23 protein-coding genes and 3 tRNA genes are annotated in these 15,984 nt (G+C 31.3%); 12 read left to right on the top strand and 14 right to left on the bottom strand.

Features of this window, described 5'->3' with window-relative positions; genetic code table 11:
- Positions 1–40: 40 nt before the first annotated feature.
- The 8 genes from VBY68_RS12640 to VBY68_RS12605 all read right to left on the bottom strand — a co-directional run bounded on the left by VBY68_RS12640 (position 41) and on the right by VBY68_RS12605 (position 4,074).
- On the bottom strand, positions 41–643 hold the full coding sequence (locus VBY68_RS12640; RefSeq protein WP_415269934.1) for a TIGR04282 family arsenosugar biosynthesis glycosyltransferase: 603 nt from the start codon (positions 641–643) through the stop codon (positions 41–43).
- Positions 636–1,127 (bottom strand): rhodanese-like domain-containing protein, encoded by a 492-nt coding sequence (locus VBY68_RS12635; protein WP_415269933.1) that lies wholly within the window; start codon positions 1,125–1,127, stop codon positions 636–638. Before VBY68_RS12635 ends, VBY68_RS12640 begins: the two co-directional genes overlap by 8 nt.
- A 146-nt stretch (positions 1,128–1,273) precedes the next feature.
- Positions 1,274–2,329 (bottom strand): arsenosugar biosynthesis radical SAM (seleno)protein ArsS, encoded by a 1,056-nt coding sequence (gene arsS, locus VBY68_RS12630; protein WP_415270150.1) that lies wholly within the window; start codon positions 2,327–2,329, stop codon positions 1,274–1,276.
- 119 nt (positions 2,330–2,448) lie between these two features.
- A complete protein-coding gene (locus VBY68_RS12625) occupies positions 2,449–2,784 on the bottom strand; it encodes an arsenosugar biosynthesis-associated peroxidase-like protein (RefSeq protein ID WP_099215110.1) in 336 nt (111 codons plus the stop codon).
- 141 nt (positions 2,785–2,925) lie between these two features.
- Positions 2,926–3,633 carry a DUF547 domain-containing protein gene (locus VBY68_RS12620; protein ID WP_415269932.1) on the bottom strand — a complete coding sequence of 236 codons (708 nt, stop codon included), beginning with the start codon at positions 3,631–3,633 and terminating at the stop codon, positions 2,926–2,928.
- 108 nt (positions 3,634–3,741) lie between these two features.
- Positions 3,742–3,827, bottom strand: a tRNA-Leu gene (locus tag VBY68_RS12615).
- Between the two features lie 63 nt (positions 3,828–3,890).
- Positions 3,891–3,979: transfer RNA gene (locus tag VBY68_RS12610), tRNA-Leu, on the bottom strand.
- Between the two features lie 23 nt (positions 3,980–4,002).
- A tRNA-Gly gene (locus VBY68_RS12605) sits at positions 4,003–4,074 on the bottom strand.
- 137 nt (positions 4,075–4,211) lie between these two features.
- On the opposite strand from VBY68_RS12605, the gene cyoE reads away from it, so the two are divergent.
- The 10 genes from cyoE (at position 4,212) to tsaB (ending at position 11,576) form a co-directional block, all read left to right on the top strand.
- On the top strand, positions 4,212–5,150 hold the full coding sequence (gene cyoE, locus VBY68_RS12600; protein WP_415269931.1) for a heme o synthase: 939 nt from the start codon (positions 4,212–4,214) through the stop codon (positions 5,148–5,150).
- Positions 5,150–5,734 (top strand): cytochrome c oxidase subunit 3, encoded by a 585-nt coding sequence (locus VBY68_RS12595; RefSeq protein ID WP_099215115.1) that lies wholly within the window; start codon positions 5,150–5,152, stop codon positions 5,732–5,734. Before cyoE ends, VBY68_RS12595 begins: the two co-directional genes overlap by 1 nt.
- A 56-nt stretch (positions 5,735–5,790) precedes the next feature.
- Complete coding sequence (locus VBY68_RS12590; RefSeq protein WP_099215116.1) at positions 5,791–6,774, top strand: cytochrome c oxidase subunit 3; 984 nt, start codon at positions 5,791–5,793, stop codon at positions 6,772–6,774.
- A 19-nt stretch (positions 6,775–6,793) separates the two neighbouring features.
- Positions 6,794–7,132 (top strand): cytochrome C oxidase subunit IV family protein, encoded by a 339-nt coding sequence (locus tag VBY68_RS12585; protein WP_099215117.1) that lies wholly within the window; start codon positions 6,794–6,796, stop codon positions 7,130–7,132.
- A gap of 66 nt (positions 7,133–7,198) precedes the next feature.
- Entirely contained in the window at positions 7,199–7,846 is a 648-nt protein-coding gene (locus VBY68_RS12580) for a hypothetical protein (RefSeq protein ID WP_121146601.1), read from the top strand.
- Positions 7,847–7,857: 11 nt separating this feature from the next.
- Positions 7,858–8,505, top strand: a complete 648-nt coding sequence (locus VBY68_RS12575) for an SCO family protein (protein WP_099215119.1) — start codon at positions 7,858–7,860, stop codon at positions 8,503–8,505.
- 1 nt (position 8,506) lies between these two features.
- Positions 8,507–9,031 (top strand): DUF420 domain-containing protein, encoded by a 525-nt coding sequence (locus VBY68_RS12570; RefSeq protein ID WP_121146603.1) that lies wholly within the window; start codon positions 8,507–8,509, stop codon positions 9,029–9,031.
- Positions 9,032–9,047: 16 nt separating this feature from the next.
- The gene (locus VBY68_RS12565) at positions 9,048–9,236 is read left to right on the top strand and encodes a hypothetical protein (RefSeq protein WP_237270789.1); all 189 of its coding nucleotides are present in this window, start codon (positions 9,048–9,050) and stop codon (positions 9,234–9,236) included.
- Positions 9,237–9,433: 197 nt separating this feature from the next.
- Positions 9,434–10,801, top strand: a complete 1,368-nt coding sequence (locus tag VBY68_RS12560; RefSeq protein ID WP_415269930.1) for a TolC family protein — start codon at positions 9,434–9,436, stop codon at positions 10,799–10,801.
- A gap of 97 nt (positions 10,802–10,898) precedes the next feature.
- On the top strand, positions 10,899–11,576 hold the full coding sequence (tsaB, locus tag VBY68_RS12555) for a tRNA (adenosine(37)-N6)-threonylcarbamoyltransferase complex dimerization subunit type 1 TsaB (RefSeq protein WP_415269929.1): 678 nt from the start codon (positions 10,899–10,901) through the stop codon (positions 11,574–11,576).
- Here the strand turns inward: tsaB and VBY68_RS12550 are convergent.
- The 4 genes from VBY68_RS12550 to VBY68_RS12535 form a co-directional block, all read right to left on the bottom strand.
- Positions 11,571–12,251, bottom strand: a complete 681-nt coding sequence (locus VBY68_RS12550; protein ID WP_415269928.1) for a hypothetical protein — start codon at positions 12,249–12,251, stop codon at positions 11,571–11,573. The two genes, tsaB and VBY68_RS12550, sit on opposite strands and share 6 nt — an antisense overlap.
- A 44-nt stretch (positions 12,252–12,295) precedes the next feature.
- Positions 12,296–13,096 (bottom strand): mechanosensitive ion channel family protein, encoded by an 801-nt coding sequence (locus VBY68_RS12545; RefSeq protein ID WP_415269927.1) that lies wholly within the window; start codon positions 13,094–13,096, stop codon positions 12,296–12,298.
- A 56-nt stretch (positions 13,097–13,152) separates the two neighbouring features.
- Positions 13,153–13,506 (bottom strand): DUF1304 domain-containing protein, encoded by a 354-nt coding sequence (locus tag VBY68_RS12540; protein ID WP_415269926.1) that lies wholly within the window; start codon positions 13,504–13,506, stop codon positions 13,153–13,155.
- Positions 13,507–13,582: 76 nt separating this feature from the next.
- Positions 13,583–13,783: a dodecin family protein gene (locus VBY68_RS12535; protein WP_047788376.1), complete on the bottom strand. Its 201-nt coding sequence runs from the start codon at positions 13,781–13,783 to the stop codon at positions 13,583–13,585.
- Between the two features lie 174 nt (positions 13,784–13,957).
- Between VBY68_RS12535 and VBY68_RS12530 the strand changes: the two genes are divergently transcribed.
- Positions 13,958–14,305, top strand: a complete 348-nt coding sequence (locus VBY68_RS12530) for a toxin-antitoxin system YwqK family antitoxin (RefSeq protein ID WP_415269925.1) — start codon at positions 13,958–13,960, stop codon at positions 14,303–14,305.
- Between the two features lie 56 nt (positions 14,306–14,361).
- Here VBY68_RS12530 and VBY68_RS12525 read toward each other — a convergent pair whose 3' ends face one another.
- Entirely contained in the window at positions 14,362–15,000 is a 639-nt protein-coding gene (locus tag VBY68_RS12525) for a ribonuclease H1 domain-containing protein (protein ID WP_415269924.1), read from the bottom strand.
- Positions 14,993–15,562: a phosphoribosylglycinamide formyltransferase gene (purN, locus tag VBY68_RS12520; RefSeq protein WP_124588151.1), complete on the bottom strand. Its 570-nt coding sequence runs from the start codon at positions 15,560–15,562 to the stop codon at positions 14,993–14,995. The genes VBY68_RS12525 and purN overlap by 8 nt, the downstream gene beginning before the upstream one ends.
- Positions 15,563–15,742: 180 nt before the next feature.
- On the opposite strand from purN, the gene VBY68_RS12515 reads away from it, so the two are divergent.
- The gene (locus VBY68_RS12515; RefSeq protein WP_028891431.1) at positions 15,743–15,979 is read left to right on the top strand and encodes an acyl carrier protein; all 237 of its coding nucleotides are present in this window, start codon (positions 15,743–15,745) and stop codon (positions 15,977–15,979) included.
- Positions 15,980–15,984 lie beyond the last annotated feature (5 nt).

The raw sequence follows: 15,984 nt of genomic DNA, 5'->3' as shown, positions 1-15,984 counted from the left end.
AGACAGATTACTTCGGTCGTATACTCCCTCGTAATGACGGTTAGTTTAAGAATTGATTGAATGTTGGGTTGTTTTTGATGTCGTCAAAAACATCTACATCATTTAAGGTTCCCAACAAATGTACTGATTCGTTTTGTAAATCGTTCAACGTATCTTTTCTAACAGTTGGGGTTCCCCAGTCTTTATGTTGAAAAATGTTTGCATGAAGTTTTTTCATGCCTAATAGGTAATAACCGCCATCTTCAGCAGGACCCATAACAACATCGTTTGAGTTGAGTTTTTCAAAAGTTTTATTGATGTGTTCGGAAGTTAAATCGGGCAAATCGCTACCAATAATCACTACTTTTTCATATCCAGTAGAAAATGCTTGTTGAAAGGCATTGTGCATTCGTATACCTAAATCGTTTCCATCTTGTAGGTGCTTTTGATATACTGAAGCATCCCAAATATCATTTTCACGAACTTTTACTGAGTAGTACACAGCTTTGTCACAAGATAAATTTTGGGTGACTTGTTTTGTGTGTTCTAATAAGAATTTATAAATATCTAATGCAGCTTCGTCTCCAATTGTTTTAGCTAAACGTGTTTTTACTTTACCTAATTCAGGGTTTCTGGTAAAGATTAATAATAAGTTTTTACTCATAAATCTTTTCTCCTTTATGTAACCATTTGCTCCATTCTTTATTGAAGGCATGGATTTTTTCTGTAGGATTGTTTTGTAGATTAACGGTTATGTTTCCTTGGTTTTTCCATTCAAAAATGCCACCATATAGGTTAAAAATGTTGGTAAAACCTTCTTTCTGTAACTTTTCGGCAATGTCTTCTGAACGAATTCCTAAAGAGCAATACACCACAATTTTGGTGTTTTTGTTCTTAGGAAGTGTTGCTAAGGTGTGTTCTAAGTTAAAAAAATCATAGCCAACACACATCGCATTTTTAAGATGACTAACTTCAAATTCTTTGGGTTCTCTAGCATCTAATAAAACAACTTCCTTTTCTTTTTGTAGTTCACTAATAGATATATAGGGAACACTTTCAGTATTATATTTTTTCAATAATTGATGTAGGTTCTTTTGAGAAAAAGAATTTACGGATATTAAAAAGATGAGAAAGATGAGGTTCTTCATGTTTAAAGATATTCAAAGGTGTTTGATGAAATCTATAGAGAATTAAAGTGATTACATCTCGATACAATTTTTCTTCCAAAATATCAGAAAAATCACTCGATGTGACATTATTTTACATTACTACATTTTTTTATTAATTCATTAAACTATGCTACTGTACCTTGACAACTACTTCCTGCACCAGCGGTACAACCATAACAGTGTTGATTGATAATAATATTCCTGTTTTGTAACAATGCTTCGTTGTATTCAGAAATGTGTTGTGATTTGCTTGCTACTTTCAGATTTAACATTTGATTGAAATCGCAATCATATAAATATCCGTCCCAACTTACCGATAGTGTATTGGTACACATGACATTTTCTACAGCCATTGGATTATAGGCTTCTACTAATGAATACATATAGTCTTCATAATTTTCAGAAGCAATTAAGTAATCTAAAAATCGACTGATAGGTAAATTAGTAATAGCAAATAAACTGTTGAATGAGATTCCGAAATCTTCATCTAAGGCTTTTTTAAAATCGTTTTCTAAGGCAACCTGATCTCCTGGTAAGAAAGCTCCTGACGGATTGTAGACTAAATCTAGTTGTAAACCAGTTCCTTCAATTCCATAACCCACAGCATTTAGCATTTTTAAAGCTTCTATTGATTTATCAAAAACACCATCACCACGTTGTTTGTCAGTTTTTCCACGAGTCCAATGTGGCATAGAAGAAACCACATGTACGTTATGTTTTTTGAAGAATTCAGGTAAGTCGTGATATTTTTTATTCGCTCTGATGATTGTTAAGTTAGAGCGCACAATAAAATCTTTAATTCCTGCTTTAGATGCTTCTTCTACAAACCAACGAAAATTTGGATTCATTTCTGGTGCGCCACCCGTTAAATCTAACGTGTGTGCTCCTGTTTTTCGAATCACTTCTAAACATTGCTCCATAGTTTCTTTGGTCATGATTTCTTTTCGATCAGGACCTGCATCTACATGACAATGTGCACAAACTTGATTACACATGTATCCTAAATTAATTTGAAGAATTTCTAATTTTTTAGGACGTAATGGAAACTGATTGGTTTCTTTTATTTTTTTGGCAAACGTAGGTAACTCGCCATCAGCAAAAACTCCGTTTGATAAGATTTCAAGCTGGCGTTGCGTGTTTGCTAAATCGTTGTTTCTAGATTTTAAAGATTTTTTCATTATCCTTCCTGTAAAGCTGAACTTATTTCAGCTGCTCATTTCTATTGTTTTAATAATGAGATCCCATCAAAAGTTGGGATAAGCGATTCACACAATTTTGATTTTCAAAATTGGTTCTCTGCTTACATTTCTAATTTATTGACTTTGTTCATCATTTGAACTCCGTGTACTAAGGTTGCTCCGCTTTTAATGGCAGCTCCTACATGAATTGCTTCCATCATTTCGTCTTTGGTAATTCCGCGTTGTAATCCGTCTTTAGTATAAGCATCAATACAATAAGGACATTGTTCAGTATGTGCAACGGCCAAAGCAATTAAGCTTTTTTCACGTGCGGTTAAAGCACCTTCTTCAAAAACTTTTCCGTAATAATCAAAGAATTTGTTTCCTAATTCTTCGCTCCATTCTGTTATTTTACCAAACTTACGTAAGTCGGCAGGGTCGTAATATGTTTTAGACATGTTTTTTATTTTTAGTAAACTACCTCAGAGCAAGGACACGAGGCATTTATTAATACTGACTTTAATTTCGAGGCAAGCTTCTAGGATGTTTTACCCTTTGGCGGTGCCAATAAAAAGTAAAAATACCAAATTGTAGAGATACTACCTTCCATTTAAAGACCAGTTATATTCTAAATAGCCAATCTTAGCTTTTTTATTGATTTTTACATTTGAATATTGATTCAAGAAGTCTATTAAATCACCTTTTTTAGTAAAGTCTCCATTGAACCATTCGAATATTTTAGAGAGCTGCACCTTGTTTTTGGAAATTTTATTCCTAGAAGGGTCATTCACAAAATTTTGCATTAGTACTCCTGTTTTTGTCTCGTAATTATCTTCTGTAAAAGCATAGTTTGCCAATTTAGGGCAAGACTTTGAAGCACAGTTTACAGCGACATGAATTTTAGGGTCGTTATATTTTTTGCGAAGTATTTCGTGTTCTATTTGATTTAGGGTATATGTTGTACCGCCAACTTTAGCAAAAGGGATATTCCAAGCATCTTTTCCTTTCTTTTTTATGTTCATGATGCTTTTTAATGGATAGTTGTCTAAAATCAATTGAATAGTATAAGCATTATAAGCGTTAGCCCAAAAGGCTTTGGTTTTAGCAGTTGACCAAGATTTTTGAGGTTTTGTTACGGCTAAATAATTTAAATAGGTTTGAAGTTGTGCCTCGTCTGCTTTAAAATCTTTATAATTTACATTTCCATTGGAGTCTACATGGTCTTTTAATAGTGTATCAAAAACACTAGTTTGTGCAGAGGTATGTAAGAAAAAAGTAAGACTACAAAGTAAAAATATCTTTCGCATGATGTCGATTTTGAAGTTTAGACGTGTGTATGAAAGATACATTACAAAGAATATTTCAAAAAGTTTAGATACAAAAAAAGCCTTGACAAATAAATGTTAAGGCTTTTGTACTGAAGGCGGGACTTGAACCCGCACGGGCATTACGGCCCATTGGATTTTAAGTCCAACGTGTCTACCAATTCCACCACTTCAGCGTATGTGCTTTATTAATGACTACTTTTTTAAAATGAAACCTCACTCATACAAGTGAGGTTTCTTGGTACTGAAGGCGGGACTTGAACCCGCACGAGCATTACGGCTCATTGGATTTTAAGTCCAACGTGTCTACCAATTCCACCACTTCAGCATACTCTTTTATAAAAAGGCTTGAGCGAAAGACGGGATTTGAACCCGCGACCCTCACCTTGGCAAGGTGATGCTCTACCCCTGAGCTACTTTCGCGTAGTCATTTTTTATTTTAATGAACGTGCATTACTGCGAATGCGGGTGCAAATATAACACCATTTTTTTAATTACAAAGCAGTTTTTAATTTTTTTCAATTTTAATTCCAATAAAAATTTATTGTGGTTCAATAAGAATGGAATATCTTTGCAGAAATTTTTTAAAATTAGAAGTGGATTCTGTTTCATCTGTACATACTAAAACTTCCATAAAATCAATAGTTAAAGACTTTAAACAGTTAACGAAAGTTGGGTTGTCAATTAGTGTGGTCTTTACTTCTGTTACAGGATATTTATTAGGAGCAGAATCGATTAATTATACTACAATAGTTTTATTAGCTTTAGGAGGTTACTTAATGGTTGGAGCATCAAATGCTTTTAATCAAGTAATAGAAAAGGATATTGACGCTGTAATGCAACGCACAAAAAACCGTCCGTTACCTTCAGGAAGAATGTCTACAACTACAGCATTAATTATTGCTACTATTTTTACTATTGCTGGTATAGCTATACTATATGCGATTAACCCGAAATGTGCTTTGTTTGGAGCGATTTCTATTTTTTTATATACGAGTGCTTACACACCGTTAAAAGCAGTAACACCTTTAGCTGTTTTTGTAGGAGCCATTCCTGGTGCTATTCCTTTTATGTTAGGTTGGGTAGCTGCAACAGGTAAATTTGGTATTGAAGCAGGATTCTTATTTATGATCCAGTTTTTTTGGCAATTTCCACATTTTTGGGCAATAGGTTGGTTACAGTTTGAAGAGTATAATAAAGCAGGTTTACACATGCTTCCTATGGATAAAAAAGACAAAGGAGCAGTAGTGCAAATTATTTTCTATACCTGTATTATGATTTTAATGTCAATAGCACCTGTGTTAAAAGTAACTGGGAACTTTTATATATATCCATTAACAGCAGTTGTTATTTTATTATTAGGGTTGTTAATGTTGTACTATGCAATTCAATTATATAAAACAGAAAAAAACATTGATGCAAGAAAGTTAATGCTGGCAAGTGTTTTTTATATTACAATAGTACCCATAATATATGTGGTAGATAAATTTTTACACTAATGAGTGAACAAACGTTACAAGAAGAATTAAAAGTAGCAAAACGTAAATCGGCAAAACCAATGTTATGGATTTCCATGATTAGCATGGTGATGTTTTTTGCAGGGTTAACAAGTGCTTATGTAGTTAGTATGAATCGTGAAGATTGGGTAACGTTTGATTTACCCCAAGCGTTTTATATTAGTACGGTATTAATAGTGTTGAGTAGTATAACATTGTTCTTTTCTCAAAAATTATTAAAAAAGGATAATATACAAGCTTCGTTTACTTTATTACTAATAACTTTAGTCTTAGGTTTAGGTTTTGTATGGTATCAATATGTAGGCTTTAATGAGTTGAAGGCTGTGGGACTTTATTTTACAGGACCTGAAAGTACGGTGTCTACATCGTTTATTATAGGAATTACATTTATGCATATTTTACACCTATTAGCAGGTGTAATAGTGCTTTTAGTCGTTATTTATAATCATTTTAAAAAGAAGTATTCTTCAGCCGATATGCTTGGGTTTGAACTCGGTGCAATCTTTTGGCATTTCGTTGATGTACTGTGGATTTATCTATTTTTCTTTTTCTATTTTATTAGATGATGAAAAATGCGTAATTTTGGCGCACTGATTTAACAAAAATTAACAATAAGAGATTTATGGGAGCAAATATTGCTGTAAATTCTGACAACAAAGAGACCTGGAGCGGAGGTGGTGTAAAACCATTTGGCGCTAGTTATGGTAAAATGATGATGTGGTTTTTCATCGTATCAGATGCATTAACTTTTTCGGGCTTTTTAGCAGCGTATGGTTTAACACGTTTTAAGTTTATCGATTCTTGGCCTATTGCTGATGAAGTATTTACACACTTTCCAGGATTGCATGGTGTACACGCACCGATGTACTACGTAGCATTAATGACATTTATATTAATTGTATCATCGGTAACTATGGTGTTAGCGGTAGATGCAGGTCATAAAATGCAACAAAAAAAGGTAGCTTGGTATATGTTTGCTACTATAGTTTTCGGTTTGATTTTCGTTGGATCTCAAGCTTGGGAATGGAAAAACTTTATCAATGGTTCTTATGGAGCTGTTAAAACTACAGATAACCATATTTTACAATTTGTAAAAGATGGTCATCAAATTGCTTTAGCAGATTTTGTTCATAATGATAGAAAAGATGAAAGAGTTCAACATCAAAGAGAAAATGGATTGTGGTTTGAAAAAGAAGCAACAATTTCTCAATATTCAGTAGCTCAAGTACAGGAAGCTTTTAAAGCTGATCCATCTTTATTAATCAGAATTGAAAAAGTTAATCCTGAAACCAAACAAAAAATAATCTTATCTAGAGAAGAGAGTTTAGCTCATTTAGGAAAGGCTAAAATGGTTGTTGAAGGGGCAAACTTACACGTAAACGAATATGGTAATCCAATTTTTGCAGATTTCTTTTTCTTTATTACAGGATTCCACGGATTCCACGTATTCTCAGGAATTGTAATCAATATTATCATTTTCTTTAATGTTGTGTTAGGTACGTATGAGCGTAGAGGGCACTACGAAATGGTAGAAAAAGTAGGTTTATATTGGCACTTTGTAGATTTAGTTTGGGTATTTGTATTTACCTTCTTCTACTTAGTATAATCAAAAAACAATAGTAAAAATGGGTCACGCACACGAATCAAATACAAAAAGAATTTGGATTGTTTTAGCAATCTTAACAATAGTAACAACAGTAGAGGTAGCTTTAGGTATTGTAAAACCAGCAGGTTTACACTTACATGGATGGGGTACTAGTTGGTTAAACTGGATATTCATTATCTTAACAATTGTAAAAGCATACTACATTGCATGGGCTTTTATGCACTTAGAAGGAGAAAAACCTTGGTTTAGACGTGCTATCGTTTGGACAGCTGTTTTCCTAATATGTTACTTAGTAACCTTAGTATTAATAGAAGGTGGTTACTTATACGATACATTAGCACCATTAGTAAAATGGTAATCATATAAAATAAAAATTAAAGGTGGTGTTATAACCACCTTTTTTTATACTTAAATTTATAATAAAATGGATAAAACAAAAAGAAATATAGTATTATTTGCACTGTTTATTGTGCCATTATTGTTTTATATATTTTTATCATTAGGAATTAATAACTTTGCAAAGTTACCTGTACTTACAGAAAATGTAATTGATGTTTCTTCAATAAGTAAAAAACATCAGTTTGATAAAAGAATATCAATTGTAACCTTTTTAGGAAGTAGTATAGAAGAGGCAAAGGGAGAGTTATTTAACCTTAATGAAAAAATTTACAAACCATTTTATGGATTTAAAGATTTCCAGTTAATTGTTATTGCTTCAAATGAATCTAAGGAAGATGTAGAAAAACTTCAGAAAGAAATAGGAGCTTTTACAAACATGATAAAATGGAACTTTATCTATGCAAGTGAAGCAGAAATTGAAGTATTGTACGATAGTTTTAAAACAAATCAGTCATTAGATAAAAACTTACATTCTTCAAAGGCTTTTATAATTGATAAAAGTGGGAGTTTAAGAGGAAGAACAGATGATGAGGATAGTGCAGGAGGTAAATTGTTTGGTTATAATATGAAGTCTGTAGCTGAATTAAACAATAAAATGAAAGATGATGTTAAGGTAGTATTGGCTGAATATCGATTGGCATTAAAAAAGAATAACGCAGATAGAGAAATTTAAGGAAGACTGACATGAAAAAACAAAATTATTCATACATAGGTATTTCACTAATAGTATTGCTTTTTGGTATTTATGCAATTCCTAAAATTGTAGCACACTTCCAAACAGCTAATTTGCATAAATTCAATAAAGTGCCAGATTTTGAATTTATCAATCAAGACGGTGAAACAATAACTAATAAGGACTACGAAGGTAAAGTATATGTAGTTGAGTTCTTTTTTGCCACTTGTCCTACTATCTGTCCTTTAATGAATGCACAAATGGTAGAAATTCAAAATGAATTTATGGGAAATCCTAATTTTGGGATAGCATCATTTTCAATTACACCTGAAATTGACACACCACATCAATTGAAAGAATATGCAAAGAATAACGGAATAAATCATAAAAATTGGCATTTATTAACAGGGAAGCCAGAGGATGTTGTATATGATTTATCAAATGAAGGTTTCAAGCTGTATGCTGGTAAAGGAGAAGCTAGCCATGGTGGTTTTGAGCATTCTGGATTATTTGCTTTGGTAGATAAAGATGGATATATACGTTCTCGATATGATGAACACGGAAACCCAATTATGTATTATCGTGCTTTAGATGAACATAATTTTGGAAACCAAATTAGTGAGTTAAAAGAAGATATTAAGTTATTACTTAAAGAGTAACATGAGTACAGCAGAAGAAAAAAAATATAAAAAGTTTATTACTATAGTTTCTATTGTAATTCCTATTGCAGTAGCTGCTTTATTTGGGATTAAAATACCTAATGTAGAGCCATTGTCTTTTTTACCTCCCATCTATGCTAGTATAAATGGGTTAACAGCAGTATTGTTAGTTGCTTCGGTAGTAGCGATTAAAAATGGAAAGAGAAAATTGCATGAACAACTAAATACGACTGCTATAATTTGCTCAGCATTATTCTTAGTAATGTATGTAGCGTACCATATGACTTCAGATTCTACTAAATTTGGAGGAGAAGGAATAGTTAAATATGTGTACTTTTTCATTTTAATAACTCATATATTATTATCAATCATCATTATCCCATTTGTGTTAATAACCTTTATGAGAGCTCGTTTGGGTAACTTTTCTGAGCACAGGAAAATTGCTAAAATTACATTTCCGTTATGGTTATATGTAGCGGTTACAGGAGTAGTTGTTTATTTAATGATATCACCTTATTATGTTTAAAAAGATTATACTTTTAATGTTTGTTGCATTTTCGATTGATGCTTCTGCACAATGCGCAATGTGTAAGGCAGTGATTGAAGGTGGTAATGAAACTATTGCTGAAGGAGTAAATAATGGAATTACTTATTTAATGGTGTTTCCATATATATTAGTAGGACTTTTATTTTACTTTATTTACCGTCATAAAAAGAAAGCTCAAAATTAGTATTCTTAAGTTAAGAATATTTTTTGTAACATTTCTCAGTTTTAATCGTCATATAGTCGCAGTAGAAAATAACTTACCGTATTTTATACGTTAGGTTATAAAATTGTTTGCTAGTTTTTCTAATTAATAGAAAAGCAATATATTTCTACTTTTAGAAATATAAACTAACTGAGTTTAAATAAAAAAATATTGATCTTTTGAAAACTAAAATTGCATTATTTGCAGCTATTTTCACTTCTGTAGCTGTTTTTTCACAAAAACAATGGACACTTAAAGAGTGCGTAGATTACGCCCTAAAAAATAACATAACAGTTAAACAAAATCGATTAAGCGTTCAATTAGCTGAAAAGGATGTTGAAATATCTAAAGGGAATTTTTTGCCTGATTTAGGGTTTAGTAATTCGCATAGAGGTTCTTTCGGGTTATCTTCTGGTGTTAGTGGGGTAAACACAAGTGAAGATAGATATTCTACTAGTTTCAGTTTAAATACAAGTGGTACTATTTTCAATGGATTCAGAAATCTAAACCAAAAAAAGCAGGCTCAATTAAATGTCAAAGGAAGTGAGTTGGACTTAGCAAAAATTGAAAATGACATTTCTTTAAATGTAGTAAATGAATACTTAAATGTGTTGTTTGCTAAAGAAAATTTAGAAGTTGCAACAGTACAAGCTGAGATTAGTAAAAAGCAAATAGAAAGAGCTAGAGCTCAGTTTGAAGGAGGGGTAATACCAAAAGGAGACTTATTAAATGTGGAGTCTACTGCTGCGAATGATGTTCAAAGCATAGTATTGCAAGAAAACACATTAAGTATAGCTTTGCTACGATTGAGTCAGTTATTACAAGTTTCTTCGGAAGACTTTGATATAGCTGATATTGAAGTAGATTCACCTTCAGTAGCACTATTGTACGATAACGCAGGTATGGTGTATGAAAAGGCATTAACAGAATTGCCCCAAATAGAAAGAGCTAAATTAAATAGAGAAAATGCCGATTTAGGGATTAAATTAGCTAAAGGTGCTTATCTACCTACATTAACATATTCAGCTAATGCAGGGACTTCATATTTTACCGTTTTTGGAGAGCCAGATCAAAGATTTATAGGTAATGACCCAATAACAAATCAACCTGTTTTTGAACCTTTTGGTTTTTTTAAACAAATAGATGAACAATTAAGTTACGGAGTAGGTTTATCACTTAATATTCCAATTTTTAATCGTTTTCAAACAAAAAATAGAGTCGCTAAATCTATTATAAACAAAGAAGTTTCTGAACTTGCTTTAGAAAATCAAAAATTACAGTTACAACAAGAAATAGAAAGCGCTTTTTTAGATGCAAAAGCTGCAGCTAAAACTTATGAAGCAGCACAAGTATCATTAGAAGCCCAAAAGGAAGCCTTTAAAAATGCTCAAGTTAGCTATGACTATGGATCAATGACTCAATTTGATTTCGATCAAGTGCGTAATAGACTAGTGAATGCAGAAGGAGCAATGATTAGAGCTAAATACGATTATGTGTTTAAAACGAAAGTATTGAAGTTTTACTATGGAGAGTCAATCGTTGACTAACTAAGAAAGATATATTTATTGTTGGAAGAGCCTTGTTAGAATTTTACTAATGAGGTTTTTCTTTATAATGTATCTTTGCCAAAAATAAATTTCGGATTTGGCAACAATCTTACATATAGAAACTGCAACTAAAAACTGTTCGGTAAGCGTAGCAGATAAAGGTGAACTTTTAGCAATACAAGAGTTAAATGATGGGAATTATTCACATGCTGAAAAACTACACCCATTTATTCAGCAAGTTATGCAAGAAGCAAAACTTTCTTTTAATGATATTGATGCTGTTGCAGTAAGTAAAGGGCCTGGTTCTTATACAGGATTGCGTATAGGAGTTTCAGCAGCAAAAGGTTTGTGCTTTGCATTTGATAAACCTTTAATATCTATAGAAACGTTACAATCTTTGGCTCATAAAGTTTCTATGGAAAAAGGAGTAATTATTCCGATGTTAGATGCTCGTCGTATGGAAGTATATGCAGCTGTATATAATTCTAAACACGAACGAGTAAGAGATATAAAAGCTGAAATTATAGACGAAAATTCTTTTCAAGAGTACTTGTTAAAAGGAAAAGTATATTTTTTAGGTGATGGAGCAGAAAAGTGCAAAGAAGTTATTACGCACGAAAATGCAGTTTTTATTGATGGAAAGTTTCCATCTGCGAAAGAAATGGTAAAATTGAGTTTTGATAAATACAAAAAAAACGACATCGAAGATGTCGCTTATTTTGAACCTTTTTATTTAAAAGATTTTGTGGTAACGTCTGAAAGAAAAAAATTATAAAATCTCGTAAAATTTTAAAACCTTTTTAACATCGTCTAGTTTTTTTATATTTAATCTGTTTTGTTTAATGTAATTTTTAATTTTAACAGAGTTGTTTCCAAATAAATTGATAAATTGTTTCTTGCTTTTAGGTAGTTCTGAAGCCGAATTATTTCTTTTAAAGTGGATAAAGAAAACATCTTTTTTTCTTTTAAAGTTAGCAGGTTTAAATTTATCATATCCAGTTTTTGGTTCAACAGCTTCTATTAATTCTATTTCTTCTTTCACCATAAGAGTTACTTTTTTTCCACTAAAAGTAATTAAAAAAAAGCCAATTTTTCCGTCACTGTGTTTAAAAGCTTTATATACTTTCTTGTTCAAGAAAACTTCTCTATTTAGCGCATTTTCATTAGGTAAAAATGATTTTATACTATTACCTGTCCTTATTTCAAAATAATCCCTATGGGCATTATACCTACCAGTTAACAAATCGTCCTTAAAGTCTGAAATTTTAAGAGGTAAATATTCATCAGTTATAAAAGGAGTTCCTTTTATCTTGGAATAATCAAAACTATTGAATGTGCTCAAAGTACTAACACCTCTGTTATTGTAGACGTCACCATCTTGCTGAGCAACAAGATTACAAGTGATAAAAAAACTAAATACTAAAAAAGAAAATTTTTTTTTAAATTTCATAATAATTTATTTAGATAAATAATAATAGATGTACAAAGTACAAATTATTTATGAATTTCCACAGAGTGAGGGTAAGGAATTTCAATTCCAGCTTTATCTAAGGCAATTTTAGTGTTTTCAGTTATATCAAAGTATACAGCCCAATAATCTTCTGTTTTAGACCAAGGTCTCACCGCAAAGTTCACAGAGCTATCTGCTAATTCAGATACATTTACTGTAGGTGCAGGGTCTTTTAATACTTTAGGGTGAGATGTAATAACATTCATTAGTATTTCTTTAGTTTGTTTAATATCTGCATCATATGAAACACCAAAAGTTAAATCCACTCTACGAGTTCCTTCCGAAGAATAATTAACAATATTTCCATTAGATAAAGAACCGTTAGGAATAATTATTTCTTTATTAGATAATCCTGTAAGCTTGGTAGTAAAGATTTCAATCTCCTTTACAACACCAATTTCTCCTTGAGCTTCAATTAAATCTCCAACTTTAAAAGGTTTAAAAAGCATAATTAAAACACCACCAGCAAAATTACCTAATGAGCCCTGTAAGGCTAAACCAACAGCTAAACCAGCAGAAGCTAAGATGGCAGCAAAAGAAGTAGTTTCAACACCTAGCTTAGCTATTACCGTAATAATTAAAATGATCTTTAAAGACCAGTTTAAAAGGTTTACTAAGAATTTTTGTAATGTAATATCTACATCTCTTTTAGACATTACTTTTTTAGCTGCTCTAAGAATTAAGTTAATAATATAAGAACCTACAATGTAAATAATAATAGCAACAATAGCTTTTGGAGCATATGTAACTATCAGTTCTTGAAATTTTTCTAAATACTTTTCCATTTCTTATGGTAAATTTTAGTTGTTAATAAATGATTTTAGTTAGTAGTGGTTAGGTTTTATAGCATTAAACTGATTAATCCTAATAAAGCAGGTATAGACTGAATGACAAAAATACGAGGTTTTTTTGTAGAAAAAGAACCATAAAGTCCAGCAATAAAAACACAAGCCATAAAAAATATACCAACATCAATTTTTTGTGATATAATAGACCAAATTAAACCAGCCGCAAGAAAACCGTTATATAAACCTTGGTTGGCAGCCATAACCTTAGTTTCTTCAGCAAAAGATTTAGATTTTAAACCAAAAGTTTTTATTCCTTTAGGTTTAGACCATAATAACATTTCTAGTATAAGAATATATAAATGAATAAAAGCTACAAAGCCTAAAAGGATGTATTGTGTAGTGTTCATAATAATTTAAAGATAAAATATGCGGCTTAGATAATTATCAAAACCGCACATAGTAAGTAGTTAGTTTATATTAAGGTTAGTTTACTTCAAAGGTTACTTTAAGGTTTACTCTAAATTCAGTTACCTCATCATCATTGACAACGACACTTTGTGATTGTACAAAGGCAGATTTAATACCCTTTACTGATTTTGAAGCTTGTTTAATAGCTTTTCTTGTGGCATCTTCCCAACTTTTCTCAGAATTAGCTAAAATTTCAATAACTTTCATTACTGCCATAATAATTTTTTTTAAAGATTAATACATGTAAATATAAGGTTTTTAAACTTTTTTATATAGATAAATAGATTTTAAAAAACCTTCAATGTTAATTTAATGTTACGTAAACGTTTTAAATATGTAAATTTTTTGTATATTTGTGTTAACAGGTATTAACTTTAAAAGATTTAGATTATGAAAAAATTAATAATAGCAGCTTACGTGTTATCAGTATCGTTTTTACAAGCTCAAGATGTAGAACCAAAATATGAAGTTGAAGGTAATTTGGTAAAAGCCACTTATTTTTATGAAGATGGTACTATTAAAGAGCAAGGTTTTTTCAAAGATAAAAAGTTAACCGGTACTTGGACTTCTTTTGATAAGAAAGGAAATAAAGTGGCTATTGGTCATTATGAAGCAGGAAAAAAAGTAGGTAAATGGTTTATGTGGAAAGAAGATGGATTGAAAGAAATCGATTTTAAAGATAATGCCATAGCAAGCGTACAAACTTGGAAGGAAGAGACCAAAATGGCAGTGAAATAAGTTAATATTTTGCAGAATAAGAGAATTAAACCGAGTATTTTAAATACTCGGTTTTTTTATTTTCTGCCAAAATCAGCAGGGATTTCGCCCCAAGCTTTAGTTTCCCACTTTAATAATGGGTTTTTAAATGAGTTTTGTTGTAACCAGGTTTCAGCACGTTTAATTAAGTCTAAGATCTCTTTATTAGAGCTGTCAAATGTAATGTTGGTTCTACATTGCTTCTTTTTAACCCAACTCATGGCTATCTTTGAATCCGAATAAATAGGGAGAGAATTCATGTTTTTACTTTTTAACAAAGCAAGTCCATGTACAAGGGCTAAGAACTCACCAATATTATTAGTACCATTCTTAAATGGTCCCATTTTAAATATTTCTTTTTTATTATGAGTTAAAACACCTCTGTATTCCATTAAACCAGGGTTTCCAGCACATGCAGCATCAACAGAAATACTTTCTAGAATAGGAGAGCCGTATTTGGCTTTTTCTTCTGCGGAAAGGCTTATTTTTTTAGTGTCTTTTCCCTTATAGTCGTTATAGCTTTTTTTTAAAGCTAATTCAGCTTCATTTTTATCAGCAAATGCTTTGTATTGTGCACCTGTAAAACCATCAATTTGCTTTTTACATGCCGCCCAAGACGAAAAAACACCTGTTTTTTTTCCTTTCCAGACTACATAATATTTTTTCTTTTTACTCATTCTGTAATATTACCTCTTCAATAATCTTAGGAAAATGTTCATACTCTAATTCATGAACTTTTTGAGCTATAGTTTCTGGAGTGTCTTCTGAAGAAATAGGCGTTTTAGCTTGGAAAATAATTGCTCCTTCATCATAATTTTCATTTACATAATGAATGGTAATACCAGTTTCAGTTTCATTGTTTTCTTTTACAGCATTGTGTACATTCATGCCATACATTCCTTTTCCTCCATATTTTGGTAATAGAGCAGGGTGTATGTTTATTATTTTATTTGGAAAAGCGTCAACAATTTTAGAAGGAATACGCCATAAAAAGCCCGCTAATACAATAATATCAGCTTCAGCGAGTAAAAAATTTAACACAGTATCATCTTTAGAAAAACTCTCTCTGTCAAATAATGAAGCATCAATATTTAATTTTTCACAACGATCAAAAACTTTGGCATGCTGGTTGTTAGAAAGCACATGAGTAACAATCGCAGTTTTAGTAGAATTGAAGTATTTTATGATGTTTTCGGCGTTAGAACCAGAACCAGAAGCAAAAATTACGATGCGTTTCATGTTAAAATTTAGTTGTTTTGTTACTACAAAAAAAAGAATAATTATTAACAATGGTGGTGTTTGTAGCAAAATATTCAGGTATTTTTTTTATTTTAGACATCACATTTTTGAGCAAAAGTTAGAATTAATAGCTAAGATTTGTATTTTTGCCTCGATTTTAAATTTTAAAACAAACAAATTATGTCAGACATTGCATCAAGAGTAAAAGCAATTATCGTAGACAAATTAGGAGTAGACGATAACGAAGTAACTAACGAAGCAAGCTTCACAAACGATTTAGGAGCAGATTCTTTAGATACAGTTGAGTTAATCATGGAATTCGAAAAAGAATTTGATATTCAAATTCCAGATGATCAAGCAGAGAATATTGGTACTGTAGGTCAAGCGATTAGCTATATTGAAGACGCAAAAAAATAAGATTA

It is taken from the genome of Tenacibaculum ascidiaceicola (assembly GCF_047470925.1).
Classification (GTDB): domain Bacteria; phylum Bacteroidota; class Bacteroidia; order Flavobacteriales; family Flavobacteriaceae; genus Polaribacter; species Polaribacter discolor.
This window is presented reverse-complemented; position numbering and strand designations above follow the sequence as displayed.